The 14,767-nt window shown below is 54.9% G+C and carries 15 protein-coding genes, 1 tRNA gene and 1 riboswitch; of the genes, 6 read left to right on the forward strand and 10 right to left on the reverse strand.

Features of this window, described 5'->3' with window-relative positions; translation table 11 throughout:
* Positions 1 to 295 precede the first annotated feature (295 nt).
* From IB237_RS01150 to IB237_RS01160, 3 genes are all read left to right on the forward strand, one after another.
* Positions 296 to 1,495 carry an aspartate aminotransferase family protein gene (locus tag IB237_RS01150; RefSeq protein WP_192486784.1) on the forward strand — a complete coding sequence of 400 codons (1,200 nt, stop codon included), beginning with the start codon at positions 296 to 298 and terminating at the stop codon, positions 1,493 to 1,495.
* Between the two features lie 52 nt (positions 1,496 to 1,547).
* A complete protein-coding gene (gene argF, locus IB237_RS01155) occupies positions 1,548 to 2,465 on the forward strand; it encodes an ornithine carbamoyltransferase (protein ID WP_192486785.1) in 918 nt (305 codons plus the stop codon).
* 395 nt (positions 2,466 to 2,860) lie between these two features.
* Positions 2,861 to 3,865 (forward strand): Hsp33 family molecular chaperone, encoded by a 1,005-nt coding sequence (locus tag IB237_RS01160; RefSeq protein WP_192486786.1) that lies wholly within the window; start codon positions 2,861 to 2,863, stop codon positions 3,863 to 3,865.
* A 68-nt stretch (positions 3,866 to 3,933) separates the two neighbouring features.
* Here the strand turns inward: IB237_RS01160 and apaG are convergent, their stop codons facing one another.
* Together apaG and IB237_RS01170 are read right to left on the reverse strand one after the other, a co-directional pair.
* Positions 3,934 to 4,326, reverse strand: a complete 393-nt coding sequence (gene apaG / locus IB237_RS01165) for a Co2+/Mg2+ efflux protein ApaG (RefSeq protein WP_192486787.1) — start codon at positions 4,324 to 4,326, stop codon at positions 3,934 to 3,936.
* Positions 4,327 to 4,510: 184 nt separating this feature from the next.
* Positions 4,511 to 5,695: an O-succinylhomoserine sulfhydrylase gene (locus IB237_RS01170; RefSeq protein ID WP_192486788.1), complete on the reverse strand. Its 1,185-nt coding sequence runs from the start codon at positions 5,693 to 5,695 to the stop codon at positions 4,511 to 4,513.
* Between the two features lie 43 nt (positions 5,696 to 5,738).
* Positions 5,739 to 5,817: riboswitch (SAM riboswitch) on the reverse strand.
* A 77-nt stretch (positions 5,818 to 5,894) separates the two neighbouring features.
* Here IB237_RS01170 and IB237_RS01175 point away from each other — a divergent pair.
* Positions 5,895 to 6,989: a 2'-deoxycytidine 5'-triphosphate deaminase gene (locus tag IB237_RS01175; protein ID WP_192486789.1), complete on the forward strand. Its 1,095-nt coding sequence runs from the start codon at positions 5,895 to 5,897 to the stop codon at positions 6,987 to 6,989.
* Positions 6,990 to 7,061: 72 nt separating this feature from the next.
* A tRNA-Gly gene (locus IB237_RS01180) sits at positions 7,062 to 7,135 on the forward strand.
* A gap of 6 nt (positions 7,136 to 7,141) precedes the next feature.
* On the opposite strand, the gene IB237_RS01185 is transcribed toward IB237_RS01180, so the two are convergent.
* From IB237_RS01185 to IB237_RS01210, 6 genes are all read right to left on the reverse strand, one after another.
* Entirely contained in the window at positions 7,142 to 8,902 is a 1,761-nt protein-coding gene (locus tag IB237_RS01185; RefSeq protein WP_192486790.1) for a penicillin-binding protein 2, read from the reverse strand.
* 227 nt (positions 8,903 to 9,129) lie between these two features.
* Positions 9,130 to 10,023: an SDR family oxidoreductase gene (locus IB237_RS01190; protein ID WP_192486791.1), complete on the reverse strand. Its 894-nt coding sequence runs from the start codon at positions 10,021 to 10,023 to the stop codon at positions 9,130 to 9,132.
* 80 nt (positions 10,024 to 10,103) lie between these two features.
* The gene (locus tag IB237_RS01195) at positions 10,104 to 10,706 is read right to left on the reverse strand and encodes a general stress protein (protein WP_192486792.1); all 603 of its coding nucleotides are present in this window, start codon (positions 10,704 to 10,706) and stop codon (positions 10,104 to 10,106) included.
* A 28-nt stretch (positions 10,707 to 10,734) separates the two neighbouring features.
* On the reverse strand, positions 10,735 to 11,046 hold the full coding sequence (locus IB237_RS01200) for a PepSY domain-containing protein (RefSeq protein WP_192486793.1): 312 nt from the start codon (positions 11,044 to 11,046) through the stop codon (positions 10,735 to 10,737).
* Positions 11,047 to 11,146: 100 nt separating this feature from the next.
* Complete coding sequence (locus IB237_RS01205; RefSeq protein WP_192486794.1) at positions 11,147 to 12,169, reverse strand: DNA topoisomerase IB; 1,023 nt, start codon at positions 12,167 to 12,169, stop codon at positions 11,147 to 11,149.
* Positions 12,170 to 12,187: 18 nt separating this feature from the next.
* Positions 12,188 to 12,592: a hypothetical protein gene (locus IB237_RS01210; RefSeq protein WP_246787602.1), complete on the reverse strand. Its 405-nt coding sequence runs from the start codon at positions 12,590 to 12,592 to the stop codon at positions 12,188 to 12,190.
* A gap of 186 nt (positions 12,593 to 12,778) precedes the next feature.
* On the opposite strand from IB237_RS01210, the gene IB237_RS01215 reads away from it, so the two are divergent.
* Positions 12,779 to 13,072: a hypothetical protein gene (locus tag IB237_RS01215; protein WP_192486795.1), complete on the forward strand. Its 294-nt coding sequence runs from the start codon at positions 12,779 to 12,781 to the stop codon at positions 13,070 to 13,072.
* 39 nt (positions 13,073 to 13,111) lie between these two features.
* Here IB237_RS01215 and IB237_RS01220 read toward each other — a convergent pair whose 3' ends face one another.
* Positions 13,112 to 14,338, reverse strand: coding sequence for an FAD-binding oxidoreductase (locus IB237_RS01220; RefSeq protein ID WP_192486796.1), 1,227 nt, complete (start codon positions 14,336 to 14,338; stop codon positions 13,112 to 13,114).
* Between the two features lie 21 nt (positions 14,339 to 14,359).
* A complete protein-coding gene (locus IB237_RS01225; RefSeq protein ID WP_192486797.1) occupies positions 14,360 to 14,767 on the reverse strand; it encodes a TIGR02588 family protein in 408 nt (135 codons plus the stop codon).

Consider the following 14,767-nt stretch of genomic DNA (forward strand, 5'->3'; position numbering starts at 1 on the left):
CTCCGTGACAAGAGTCGAGGGAATCATCGCGAATCGATTTTCCGGTTTTCCCCAACTTGCTGCGAAAATGCGGCAGTCCTGAAGTGTCGCCAAAAGAATTATCTGCGGTTGAAGGGGATCTAAAAATACCGGAAAGTACCGGAAAACGCTGACTTTTGTTGACAGCGCAGGGTGAAGTGATGATAGTGCCGGTGCCGCCGCAAGGCGGCATTTTTGATTTTCAGGCGTTGGATAACCTGCCGCGCCGCTTGACAAACGATTTTAAGCGCAAGATGCGCGAAGGAGTGATACTGCCATGGCCGAAGCCGCGCCATTGTTCGATACTTTTTCCAGAGCCCCGCTTCGGTTCGAGCGAGGCGAGGGCGTATGGCTCATTACGGAGAGTGGCGAGCGATATCTCGATTTCGCGGCGGGCGTTGCAGTAAACTCGCTTGGCCATGCACATCCTCATCTGGTGGAAGCCATAAAGGCGCAGGCAGAAAAGGTCTGGCACCTTTCCAATCTGTATGAAATTCCCGGCCAGGAAAAGCTTGCCAAGCGCCTGACCGATGCCACCTTCGCCGACAAGGCATTCTTCACCAACTCTGGTGCTGAAGCGCTGGAATGCGCCATCAAAACGGCGCGCCGTTACCACTATTCCAAGGGTCATCCGGAAAAATTCCGTATCGTGACTTTTGAAGGCGCGTTCCATGGCCGCACACTGGCCACTATCGCAGCCGGTGGACAGGCAAAATATCTCGAAGGTTTTGGCCCGAAGGTCGAAGGTTTCGATCAGGTGCCGTTTGGCGATCTCGAAGCCTTGAAGGCATTGATCACCTCGGAAACTGCAGCTCTGCTGATCGAGCCAGTGCAGGGTGAAGGCGGTATTCGTATCGTTCCGCCAGAATTCATGCGCACGCTGCGTGATCTATGTGATGAGCATGGCCTGTTGCTGATCCTTGATGAAGTCCAGACCGGCGTTGGTCGTACGGGCAAGCTTTTCGGTTATGAGTGGACCGGCGTCACGCCCGATATCATGGCGGTCGCCAAGGGTATCGGCGGCGGCTTCCCGCTCGGCGCCTGCCTTGCAACGGCAGAGGCTGCTTCCGGCATGACTGCTGGTACACATGGCACGACCTATGGCGGCAATCCGCTTGCCATGGCTGTCGGCAATGCCGTGCTGGACATCGTCCTGGCAGATGGGTTCCTGGATCATGTCCGCGACATCACGCTGATATTCCGCCAGGGGCTGGCATCCTTGCAGGACCGTTTCCCAGATGTCATCGAAGAAATTCGCGGCGAAGGGCTTCTTCTCGGCATCAAGCCGAAAATGCCGTCCTCGGAACTCTTGCAGGCCATGCGCACGGAACATGTTCTGGGCGTGCCGGCTGGCGACAACGTCATCCGTCTTCTTCCGCCACTGGTCGTGACGGCAGAAGAGGCAAGAGAAGGGCTGCGCCGTATCGAAAACGCAGCAATCGCACTTTCGGCATCACTTAAGGCAAAAAGCGCCTGAATGGGTAAGAAGCAGGCGGCCCGGGGCAGCTTGCGGAAATAGGGTAAAAAGAATGGCATCTCCAAAGCATTTTCTGGATCTTTCGGCTGTTTCAAGCGGCGATCTGCGCTCAATTCTCGATGACGCACGAGCACGCAAAGGTGCAACGAAAGCCGGTACGGCTGACAAGCCGCTGGACGGTAAAATGCTGGCGATGATTTTCGAAAAGCCGTCAACACGCACCCGCGTATCGTTTGATGTCGGCATGCGCCAGCTCGGCGGCGAAACCCTGTTCCTGTCCGGCACGGAAATGCAGCTCGGCCGCGCTGAAACCATTGGCGATACCGCCAAGGTTCTGTCGCGTTACGTTGATGCCATCATGATCCGTACCACAGATCATAACCGTCTGCTGGAGCTGGCCGAGCACGCAACCGTGCCTGTCATCAACGGCCTGACAGACGACACCCACCCTTGCCAGATCATGGCGGATATCCTGACGTTCGAAGAACATCGTGGTCCGGTCAAAGGCAAAACCATCGCCTGGACCGGCGATGGCAACAACGTTCTGCATTCGCTGGTCGAAGGTTCGGCCCGTTTTGGTTACCGCATGAACATGGCGGTGCCGATGGGCTCCGAGCCGCATGACAAGTTCCTGAACTGGGCGCGCAACAATGGTGGCGACATCATGCTGTGCCATGACGCAGAGCGTGCTGTTGCAGATGCCGATTGTGTGGTGACCGATACTTGGGTGTCGATGAACCAGGAACACAAAGCACGCGGTCACAACATCTTCCAACCTTACCAGGTCAATGGCGCGTTGATGCAAAAGGCCAACAAGGAAGCGCTGTTCATGCACTGCCTGCCGGCCCACCGTGGTGAAGAAGTGACTGATGAGGTTATCGACGGACCGCAGTCCGTGGTGTTTGACGAGGCGGAAAACCGCCTGCATGCCCAGAAGTCCATCATTGCATGGTGCATGGGTCTTGTCTGATCACAAGGCCTGAAAGGGTCTTGATCTTTTACTGCTGACTTCCCATCTGGGTGTCTTCGAAGCGCGCAAGCTTGGCCATCTCGGCAGGGCTTGCGCGTTTTACTGCATGGTTTCTCAAACTCAGTATGGTTTTGTGGCAAAACATGCAGCTTTGAAAAGGTTCAACAGCGTTCTCAATGCGGCTTTGTTAAAAAGCACGGCTCTGTCGTGACCTTTCCAGATGCAGCATTTTCACTCCGAAAATGCAAAAAACAACCAATTGAGCGTTTCACCGGCCGGTTTTGGCGGGAAACGTGTATGCCACGGGTGGTTTCACTTTGCGTGCCCCTGTGCAAAAACACAATGACGTCACGCGTGTCCTGTAAGTGGAGCGGGTGCTGCAAGGAGTATATGGTATGGCAGATGTAACCGTGGAATTGGACGATCTGAAATTTGCGGGTGACGATAACGTGCTGCCGTTTCAGATTGAAGGACTGGACGTGCGCGGCCGTGCTGTGCAGGTTGGCCCTCTGCTGAACACCATTCTGCAGCGTCATGATTACCCGCCAGTTGTTGCGCGCCTGTTGGCCGAAGCAACGGTGCTGACCGCGCTGATTGGTACGTCGTTGAAATTTTCCGGCAAGTTGACCCTGCAGACCAAGGGCGACGGTCCGGTTGATCTGCTGGTTGCAGATTTCACCGCCCCTGAAAGCATGCGCGCCTATGCCCGCTTCGATCAGGAACGGCTGGATGCTGCCCTTGCCGAAGGAAAAACCAGCCCGGCGGAACTGCTGGGCACGGGTATTCTTGCCTTTACCATCGATCAGGGCATGGGCATGCAACCCTACCAGGGTATTGTGCCGATGGACGGATCGTCATTGGAAGAAATTGCTGGCACCTATTTCCGTCAGTCGGAACAATTGCCAACCCGCATCCGTCTGGGCGTTGCCGAGTTCTTCGATCGTGATGAAGACGGCAAGCCGCGGCACGGCTGGCGCGCTGGCGGCGTGCTGGCGCAGTTTCTGCCACAGGCGCCGGAACGTCTGCGCCAAAAGGATCTGCACGGTGGAGATGGCGATGAAGGCGACTTCGAAACCGATCATGATGACGCATGGACGGAAGCGGCAACACTTCTGGAAACTGTCGATACGGACGAATTGACCGATCCGCAGGTGCCTGTTGAGCGCCTGTTGTTCCGGCTGTTCCATGAACGTGGTGTACGGATCTACGATCCACAGCCGGTGTTTGACCGTTGCAATTGCTCGCGCGACAAGATCAAGGGCGTATTGTCCGGCTTTACCGCAGAGGAAATCCGCGACAGTGAAGAAAACGGCATGGTTTCGGTGACTTGCGAGTTCTGCTCGACGACCTACCGCTATGAAACCAGCGAGTTCGACGTTCTCTCGGCTGCCAAGAACTGATCGGGCAAATAGCTGACAAGCACCAGACTATCAAAGGCGGGCGTGACGAAAGTTGCGCCCGTTTTTATTTAGTTGAGGACGCGGGTCAGGCCGGGCGTATCCAGCGAGAAAGCTGGAATGGCGACATCGAAAACTTCGCCGTCATCGGTTTCCATCTGGTAGTGGCCGAACATCATGCCTGAGGGCGTATCGAGTGGGCAACCCGAGGAATACTCATAGGTTTCACCGGGTTGCAGGTGTGGAACTTCGCCAACCACCCCGGGGCCGGAAACTTCGTCGACCTGACCGTTCTGGTCGGTGATGTGCCAATAACGGTGGGTCAGGCGCACGGCTGCGTGGGAATTATTGGCAATGACAATCTTGTAGCCCCAGACGTAGCGGCTATCGTCCGGATCTGACTGTTCTTCAAGATAATAAGGGTCGACAGCAACTTCGATCCCGTTTGTCGTTGCACGATACATACGCGCTACCTTTAATGATCTGCTTTATTCTACACTATAACATCCGGTATTCGTCAAGAATTGACATAAAACAGGCGTTACCGAACGCTGACAATGTCGGATAGTAGATTAAATGCTGAAATAGAAGGTAAATTTAGGGCGAAGTAAAAGCCATGCTTCACGGAAAGCACGGCTTAGTTTGGTGTCAGGCCGAGACCTTGGACAGTGCCTGGGCGAAGTCATCAACCAGATCGTCAGTGTCTTCAATACCGCAGGACAGACGCAACGTACCGCTGGCAATGCCCATTTCGGCACGGGCTTCATCCGTCAGGTTCTTGTGGGTGGTGGTTCCCGGGTGGGTGATCAGGCTCTTGGCATCGCCGAGATTGTTGGAAATCTTCACGATATCAAGGGCGTTCTGCAGGGCGAAAGCTGCTTCTTTGCCACCCTTCAGCTCGAAGGCCACCATGGTCGAACCGCCCGTCATCTGGCGGGCAATGATATCTGCCTGCGGGTGATCCTTGCGGCCCGGGTAGATAACCTTTGCAACCTGCTTCTGTTCAGCAAGGAAGTCGGCAATGCGGGTAGCATTGGCGGTCTGCTGCTTGACGCGCAGTGCCAATGTTTCCAGTCCCTTCATCATCGTCCAGGCATTGAACGGCGACAGGGCAGGGCCGGTATGACGGTAATATTCCTGAAACTCTTCTTCGATCCACTTCTTGTCGGAAAGCACGACACCGCCAAGGCAGCGGCCCTGACCATCAATGTGCTTGGTCGCGGAGTAGACGACAATATGTGCGCCCAATTCAAGCGGCTTCTGGAAAAGCGGCGTGGCGAAAACGTTGTCAACAACCACCTTTGCGCCAATCTGGTTGGCCAGCTTGGCAACACCGGCAATATCAACCACTTCCAGTGTCGGGTTGGTCGGGCTTTCCAGGAAGAAAAGACGGGTGTTGGGGCGGATGGCGCCTTCCCAGTTGGCAAGGTCACGACCGTCGATCAGTGTGCATTCGATGCCGTATTTTGGAGCCAGCGTCTCGACAACCCAGCGGCAGGAGCCGAACAGGGCGCGGGCGGCAACGATGTGGTCGCCAGCCTTCAACTGGCACAGTATGGCAGAGGCAACAGCAGCCATGCCCGATGCGGTGGCGCGTGCTTCTTCGGCGCCTTCCAGCAGGCACATGCGCTTTTCGAACATGTCATTGGTGGGGCTGGCGTAACGGGCGTAAATAAAGCCTTCCGTCTCACCCTTGAAGCGAGCCTCGGCGGCTTCTGAATTTTCGTAGACAAAACCCTGTGTCAGGTAGAGTGCTTCTGATGTTTCGCCGAACTGCGAACGCAGGCTTCCGCCGTGAACGAGTTTCGTTGCCGGGCGCCAGTTATTGCTCATGTCCATCACCTTCAAACAAAAAAACCGGCCGCAAAAGCAGACCGGTTTCGAACACCCGGTCTTTTTAGCCACTTATTTAACGTGGCTGCAAGCCGACCGGCCAAATCACCACGGGATAAAATTGGCATACGCCCGTTAACGGCTTGCGTCAATGCTGGTGTTTTGGTTTTGTCGGTTGGAAAAGCAACAGGTGAGTATCATGAAAAGAACGACCGGTATTTTAACGGATGGAGCCATCCGCGGCCTGTTCGAAAGCGGCAATTTGAAAAGCGAAGCAGCACTGGATTCCGATCAGGTTCAGCCTGCCAGCCTTGATCTGCGTCTTGGCGCCATCGCGTATCGTGTGCGTGCCAGCTTCATGCCAGGCCCTGATTGCACGGTCATGTCCAAACTCGAGCGCCTGCGGTTGCACGCTATTGACCTCAGTGATGGTGCCGTTCTGGAAACCGGCTGTGTCTACATCGTGCCCTTGATGGAAACGGTTGATCTGCCCGCTGGAATGTCCGCGTCTGCCAATCCAAAAAGCTCAACTGGCCGTCTGGATATCTTTACCCGGGTCATCACAGATAGCGCGCAGGAATTCGACAAGATCCCGGCCGGCTACAAGGGCCCGCTTTACCTCGAAATCAGCCCGCGCACCTTCCCGATTGTTGTGCGCCGTGGCTCGCGCCTGTCGCAGATCCGTTTCCGCGTCGGCCATGCGCTGCTCAATGAAGCCGAACTTCTGTCACTGCACGCGGCTGAAACATTGGTTGCCAGTGAAACGCCGAACGTATCCGGCGGCGGCATTGCGCTGTCGATCGACCTAGAGGGTTTTGGCGAAGACCGTCTGATCGGTTATCGCGGCAAACATCACACCTCCGTGGTGGATGTCGACATCAAGGCGCAGCATGATGTCTTTGATTTCTGGGAGCCTCTTTATAACCGTGGCCGCTCTGAACTGATCCTTGATCCCGACGAGTTCTATATTCTCGTGTCCAGAGAGGCAGTTCATGTGCCACCGCTTTATGCGGCGGAAATGACGCCTTTCGATCCGCTGGTCGGTGAATTCCGTGTGCACTATGCCGGTTTCTTCGATCCGGGCTTCGGCCATGTGAGTGCCGGCGGTGCGGGCAGCCGTGCCGTTCTGGAAGTGCGCAGCCATGAAGTGCCGTTCATTCTGGAACATGGCCAGATTGTCGGCCGTCTGGTCTATGAACATATGCTGGAAAAACCGCAGGGCCTTTATGGCGCGGGCTCAGGGTCCAACTATCAGGCGCAGGGCCTCAAGCTTTCCAAACATTTTCGGATGTAATGGGCCAGTAGCCCATCCAAAACTGACCGCGGCTTGACAGCCGCGGTGATCTGTTGAATCTCTTTAGCCATTGCGGGTGTAGCTCAATGGTAGAGCAGCAGCTTCCCAAGCTGAATACGAGGGTTCGATTCCCTTCACCCGCTCCAGTAATTTCAGTAATTCACGATCATTTGCGGTTTACCTTCAATTTTGAAGCTGGGTTTGGTGCCAAGCAAGGCTGCCGTTCGCGCAATGATTTCCTTGGTCATTGGTGCGGCAGTGGACGCGGCGGTCCGTCCGCCATTTACACCGGTTTTGGGCGCGTCAACGATGGTCAACACAACGTAACGCGGGTCATCCATTGGAAAGCCGGCGACGAATGCGTTGAAATTGATGTCCTTGGCGTAACGACCATTGATGACCTTGTCGGCGGTGCCGGTCTTGCCACCGACATTAAAACCTTCAACTTGGGCTGCGCGGCCTGAACCTTTCAGGCCATTCCATGTGTAGAGGTAACGCATATCCGCACTGGTTTTTTCCTTGATCACGGCGCGCGAGACGATGGCTGCGTCTTCAATGGTGCGGGGCAGGAAGGTTGGGCTGATCAGATTGCCGCCGTTGATCAGGGCTGCGGCGGCGACGGCGGTCTGCAAAGGTGTCGTTGCAATGCCATGACCGAAGGAGATCGTCACCGAGTTGATCTTTTTCCATGTCCTTGGCTGGGTCGGCGTGGCCACACCAGGCATTTCGGTGTCCATCTTGGACAGAAGACCAAGCCGGGTCAGAAATTCCTGATGGCCCTCAATGCCGACACGATCGGCGATATCCGCCGTGCCGATATTGGAGGAATACTGGAAGATTTCCGGGATCGAAAGCGGGCGGTATTTGCCCTTGAAATCGCGGATCGTGAAACCACCCATGCGGATCGGACGGGAAGCATCGATAACGGTATTCAGATTTATCTTTTCGGCGTCGAGGCCCATGGCCAGCGTGAAACTCTTGAAGGTGGAGCCCATCTCGAATGTGGCATTACTCATTCGGTTGAACCACCCCTTTTCATATTCCTTGTCGACACTGCCATCGGCAAGTGTGCGGGAGGGCTGATTGGGATCGTAATCCGGTACCGATGCCATGGCGATCACTTCACCCGTATCGACATCGAGAATAACTGCGCCTGCCGCCTCGGCCTGATAGTCGACCATGGCTTTGGCGGCAATTTCCCGCACCATATTCTGCACGCGCAGGTCAATGGAAAGCCGGACGGGTTCAAGACGGGTGTCGGAGGTCAAGCCGACGGATCTGAGATCGGCATAACCTTGCTGGTCGATGTAGCGTTCCATTCCCGCCAAACCGAGATTGTCGATGTTGACGTGGCCGACGATATGCGAGGCAACCGGGCCGCCGGGGTAAAAACGCCGTTTCTCCGGGCGAAAACCAATACCGGGGATGCCAAGCGCCAGAATATCTGATTGTTGTTTCGGTGTAAGTTGACGCCGTAACCACTGAAACGCACTTCCCGATTGCAGCCTTCTGTGCGTGTCTTTCCAGTCGAGATTGGGAAGAACCGTTGCCAGTTTTTCCACGACCTCGTTAGCGTCTATGATTTTTCGCGGTTCGGCATAGAGGGAAACTGTGTTGATGTCGGTTGCAAGCAACTCGCCATTGCGATCGAGAATGTCAGGGCGTGAGGCCATGGCGTGGGTGTTGAACGAAATGGCACCGGTAACGGAGGGGTCGGCCATGCCATATTGGACGAGGCGTGCGCCGATCGTCACATACATGATGGCAAAAGCGGCGATCAAAAGAGTAAGCCTTTGCCGGGCCTGCCGTGTTCGACGCGCTCCGCTGCCCGAGATGGTTCCCCCCGGCGCCTTGCCTTTCACTTCCATGCGGAAGTGAGCGCGGCTTCTAAGCCGGACAATAAAACCAATCATTCGGCCGAAACCCACATCCGTTCAATACGGTGACACCTGAATGGTTCAACACCCGCTGAATGGAAGTGTGTCTGTAAAATGGCTGAAAGCCAACGAAAGCGTCGTTTGTTTTGAAGACGACATTAAAATTATATTAATATACATCTAAAGTTGCGGAGAGGCGGTTAACGTTTGATTTTCCTTCGGCCGGAAGCATTAAACCTTATACCGCCCATCGCATTAAATCGTCAGGCGATGCCCTTGCCGCCCGTTACACCGTAAACTTCACCGTTGATGAAGCTTGCTTCCTGTGACGCGAGAAGGACATAAACGGGTGCAAGTTCAACCGGTTGACCGGGGCGACCAAAATCGCTGTTCTCACCAAAATGCCGAACCTTCTCGTCAGGCTGGCCACCGCTCGGTTGCAGCACCGTCCAGAAGGGGCCGGGCGCCACCACGTTGGCACGCACACCCTTTTCAATCAGCTGTTTTGACAGCGCCTTGGTGTAGGCCACAATACCGGCTTTGGTTGTGGCATAATCAAGCAGGATGGGGGAGGGCTCATAGGCCTGAACAGATGCGGTGGTAATCACTGAAGAACCCGGCTGCAGATGTGGGACAGCCGCTTGGGCAATCCAATGCAACGCATAAAGATTGGTCTTCATGGTCTGATCGAAATCGTCAGTGGAGAGCTCGCTTAGGTTCTCTCGGTATTGCTGTCTAGCAGCATTAATGACGAGGATATCCAAACCGCCGAGGTCGCTGACCGCTTTTTCAACCATCTCGCGGCACCAAGTTTCATTTTTGATGTCTCCCGGCAAGGCAACACCAATGCGTCCCTCAGCCTCAATCAGTTCGATCACCCTCTCAGCGTCTGGCTCTTCATCTTCGAGATAAGAAATGGCGACATCAGCACCTTCGCGGGCAAATGCAATCGCGACGGCGCGACCTATACCGGAATCGCCGCCGGTAATCAGAGCCTTGCGTCCTGCGAGTTTGCCGGAGCCTTTGTAACTTTCTTCGCCGTGGTCAGGAGAGGGAACCATATTCTGCACCAAGCCCGGCATAGGTTGTGGCTGCGCATCGAAGGGGGGCGCGGGATATCGTTTGCGTGGATCCTGAATGGTGAGGCGGTCATTCATGTGTGCTCTCCCTGATACGGTTGCTTAAACGGCAAATGGAGCGCCACCGGTGGGAAGCGCTCCATCTAGCTGCATGGATTTTAGCGGAGGGTCTGATACCGGCGCTGTTCCGCTGCGATTTCGTCGTGGCTATAAGGATCACGCGTGTCGTCAAAACGGCTCCAGCCGTCCTGTTCATAAGTGCGTCGACGTTCAACCGGATCAACCAGGTTTGAGCGTTTGAGAATTGCCGAGGCTTCATCGACCTTTGCCTCGTCCACCTTTGCAACAACGATGCTGCCGCCACGACGTACACCTTCGGCATAAACATGGGCATGTTCCTCAGGCACACCGGCGCTGACCAGCGAGCCGATAATACCGCCAGCTGCGCCACCTGCTACAGCGCCAGCAACAGCGCCTGCCGCCGTCGCAGCAAGCCAACCTGCAGCCACCACCGGTCCGACGCCGGGAATAGCCATCACACCAAGCCCGGTCAGCAAACCAACGCCGCCACCGGCGACCGCGCCGACGCCTGCACCGGTTCCGGCACCTTCAGCGGCTTTGGTTTCAGATGTCTCGTCTTTGGTTGTGCCGTCATGCGCAACGATGCTGATGTCGTTCGAGGGAATACCTGCTGCTTCAAGCGCAGTCACTGCGTTGCGCGCGTCATCACGAGTGTCAAAAAGTCCGGTTACTGTACGCATTGATGTTTCCTCCAAATTTTTTTGAATTTTACTGAGTGACAATATTGCCCTGATAGTCGAGGCCGACATCGGCTTCTGCACCATCCTTGGTGGCCTTGGCGCGCCAGATACCCTGTGAATCAAGCGTCAAACCCGTCACCGCAGTATAACCCGCAGCCTCGATGCGCTCTTTGGCCTGTGCTTCTGTGAAGCTGTTCTCACCGGCAACAGGTGCGGTCGGATTGGTGCTATCCGGCGTGGTAACCGCAGGCGTTTCTCCCGACTGCGTAGGGGCCGGCTGCTGCGCAAAGGCTACCGTAGACAATAGAGTAACCGCTCCGGCGATAACCAGATTTTTCATTTTTTTGATCCTTTCTAGCTGTAGTGTGGATTAAACCTTTGAGACGGCAGATAGTTCCGTAGAATGCTTTTTAGTCATCTAGCGGACAAAGAAACTGGTGTTAGAGACAGCTTAAAAAATCCCGCAGCAGAACTTCGTCCTTGCGCATATGGGCGGTGCGTTTAGCCGCCGATTGAGTGAGCTTTACAAGTTTGGTACGCGTCGTCTCATCGCTTGCCAGAGCAAGCACCGCGGGATGGATGTAACTTTTCCTGCAGATTGCAGGGGTGTTGCACAGTTCCAGCGAGGCTGCATGGCACATGGCCTTGAGGGTCAGCGGTTGGCTGGTGGCGAGACACCGCAACGCGTAGCTGAACGCTGCCAGCGTCCCTCCCCAGGTTCGGAAAGTTTTGGCAGAAATGCTCTGGCCGGCAATACCTGCCAGATATCCGTTTAACTGGCTGGAATCGACGGGATGAATTTTATTGTCTGCATCCTGCCATACGAAAAGCTGCTTACCAGGCAGATCGGCAATCTCTTCAAGTATTTTCTGCAGGCGTGGCTGTTTCAGCGTCCGTTGAACCTTGGTGCCACCCTTTGCCTTGAATTTGAGGTCGATGGTGTTTCCAAATTTTACATGCCTTTTCAGCAGTGTTGTCGCGCCATATGTGCCATTGTCGCGCAAGTAAGATTTATTGCCGACCCGCAGAAATGTGGCGTCAAGCAACAGCACTATGGCTGCCAATGTCACGGTTTCTGGGCTTATACCGCGCTCGATATCGGCAATTGACCGCCGCCGGATCGCTGGCAGGCACTGTGAAAATTCCAGGAGTTGGTCGTACTTCCGTTCACCCCGCAAAGTCTGCCAATCCGGGTGATAACGATATTGCTTGCGGCCTCTCGCATCCAGTCCGGTCGCCTGCAAGTGCCCGTTCTCTTTCATGCAAATCCAGACATCTTTGTAGGCGGGCGGAATGCCAAGGCTCTTGATGCGCTGGATGATGGTCGTGTCCCTGACCGGTTCTCGATCAGGAAATCTGTAATGAAAGCCTCTGCCAGAGCGAAGCCGAGTAATGCCCGGCTCCTTGTCTTGGACATATATCAAACCACTTTTCTTCAACTCACGCGTTACAAGCGTATCCATCGGGGCACCGGCAATGAGTTAATTTGTTTGGCTTGGCGTGATATTGTCGACCCGCACGATGCCATCGATAATACCACGTTCGATTCCGGCTAGTGCCGGACCATCATCCACCACGCTATAAAGCTTTTCGTTGCGGTACATGCTGGCGTTGGCGGTAGTGACATCTTCCGCCGGCGCAGCATCGATTTCCAGAAAATCCAGCTCTCTGTCCGCAGCGACAATTCGCGCATCGCCAGCAGACACTGCGCAAACGACAAGTTCATCATGTGCTGTCGCATCAAGCCAGTTGGGATCATCGTTGGCAGCCGTTGGAATAAGCCGGTAAATACGAAGATTTTGTCCATCAATAACGGTCGATACTGGGGCGTCGACTTCCGCGGTCAGGTCACTTTTAACGGGTTTTTCCAACTTGGGGTCATCCATTGCGTTTACCTCCGTACATATTGGTCACAACGATGTACCGTTCTTCCCGGTTCCGTGCCCTCAAGCGCTACCCGCTCAGCCGTGTGTTTCACCCTCTCCCGCAAAAGCGATGGAACGATAATCAATGCAACTTGTTCAAGGCCATAGGACCCAGATCGATGGGTTGAGTTTTTGAAGGAGTTTCACATGGCAGATAAACCCAAACCTGCGGTTTTTAGCGCCCGCGAAGCCCGACAAGGGTGGCGAGGAAGTCCAGTTCTTGTGGTGTTGATTGTCAGCCTTATTCTGGTTGCAGCAGTCTGGCTTGCTGCAGAAATCTGGGGCAGCGTCAACGAACCAGACATACCAAACCCGCCAAGCGCATCTGCGCCTGCTGACAATAACAATCCAGGTGCAAGTAGCGGTGCGGGTTTCAGTGACAATCCACCCGAAGGCAGCAGACCGGCAACTGAAGGTACCGACCGTCAGCCCGTCCCATGACGGGCTGCCATGGAACTGAATACGTGCGATAGGCAAACCTCAATCGAGTTTGAACAGCGCGGCATCGGGGTCGCTGGTGCCGTTAATGTGTGCCGAGACAAGTTCTGCGGCAATCTGGCTGAATGTGATACCATTTCCGCCAAACCCCATCACGCAATAGACATTCCGGATGCCCGGTACTGGGCCGATCAACGGCAAACCGGTTGTGGTTGAGCCGAATGCAGCAGCCCATTGATAGTCCATCGGCCCGATATCAAGGCCTAGCAGCTTGTTGACCTTGCGCCGGATGGTTTGGGCTTTCCTGTGCAACTTTGCCTCGGACTGATAGGCATTGGAGTTGTTTTCGTCTTCACCGCCAACAATTAGACGTCCTGCTTCATCCGTCCTGAGATATAGATAGGGGTCAGAGGCCTCCCACAAGATATGCTTGTGCAACCAGTCCGGGAAGGACAAACCGGCTTTGCTAGAAATTGCCCATGTCGAGATGATCTCGTGTTTTTTGTTGGCAACGCTTTCCAGAAATTCGTAGCCGGTGCAGACCACGACATGCTGTGCGCTGATAAGCGTTCCATCTGCGGTTGCCATGACCACGTCATCACCGAGACTTTTGAGGTCTGTGATTTCAACCCCACTGACGATTTCCGCCCTCTGTTTAGCGGCGTAGCGCAACAAGCCCGCCGTCAACTGGCCGGGATTTGCCGATGCCGATATGTCGCTCAAGATGGCACCAGTGCGATCAAGCCCATAGTGGCTTTGAAGATCAGCCTTGTCCATGAACGTCGCTTCAATGCCAGCCTTCAGGCGCGCATCCACTTCCGTTTGCAGGCCACGCGCACCCAATTCATCTCCCGCGATATAAAGCGCTGGCTTGCGTTGCATCGCGCAAGAAATCTCCAGCGATCGGACGATATCTTCAAGTTTCAACACGGCCTTGGCGGAGCGTTGCCAGGCGCGATTGGCATTGTCCTCGCCAATCATGCCTTGCAGTTTGTGAAGAGGCACATCAATTTCATGCTGAATCATCGCGGTGCTGGCGATACTGCTGCCACGAACCGGCTCACGCTTGTCGACAATCAGAACCGATTTTCCCGGCTTCACCAGCCCCTGGGCCACCAAGGCGCCGCTGATGCCCGCACCAATGATGACAATGTCATAATGGCTTTTACCGATAAAGCTTTTGCTGCGCACGGAAATGCGCGGGCTGTCGATCCACAGAGGTCGTGAATCCCTCAGATCCCGCTCTTTTGTAAGTTTGGCTTTTTTCATGACATTCTTTCGGCGCGGAAATCATGGTTGGGTGTAACCCATGACAGTGAGATTGAACGTGCCGGAGGCAGGGTCTTTTTTAAAAAACAGGATGCCTGTTTCATGGGATTCAGAAGCGACATAATCGAATGTGACATCGGAGCTTTCAGGACTGTCAGGGGAGACAAGGTCGCCACGCACATGCACTTCTGCAGCCGTTGAAAGCGAGGTGTTGTGAATGTCGAACGTGACGCGATAATTTTCGTGTTCCGCCTGTACCGATAGCAGCGAAATCTCGAACTGCGCGGCCTGATCCTCGTAGCGGTAGATGTCCCAGCCGATCCAAACAAAGAGGGTAACAACCAGAAACGTACAAACGCCGCCCACCAGCCACTCAAGCCAATGGGGATCTGCGGTTTCCGTGTGTTTGCTTCCAACGGATTTTGTCAT

This window comes from Agrobacterium sp. AGB01 (assembly GCF_014851585.1).
In the GTDB taxonomy this organism is placed as follows: Bacteria; Pseudomonadota; Alphaproteobacteria; order Rhizobiales; family Rhizobiaceae; genus Agrobacterium.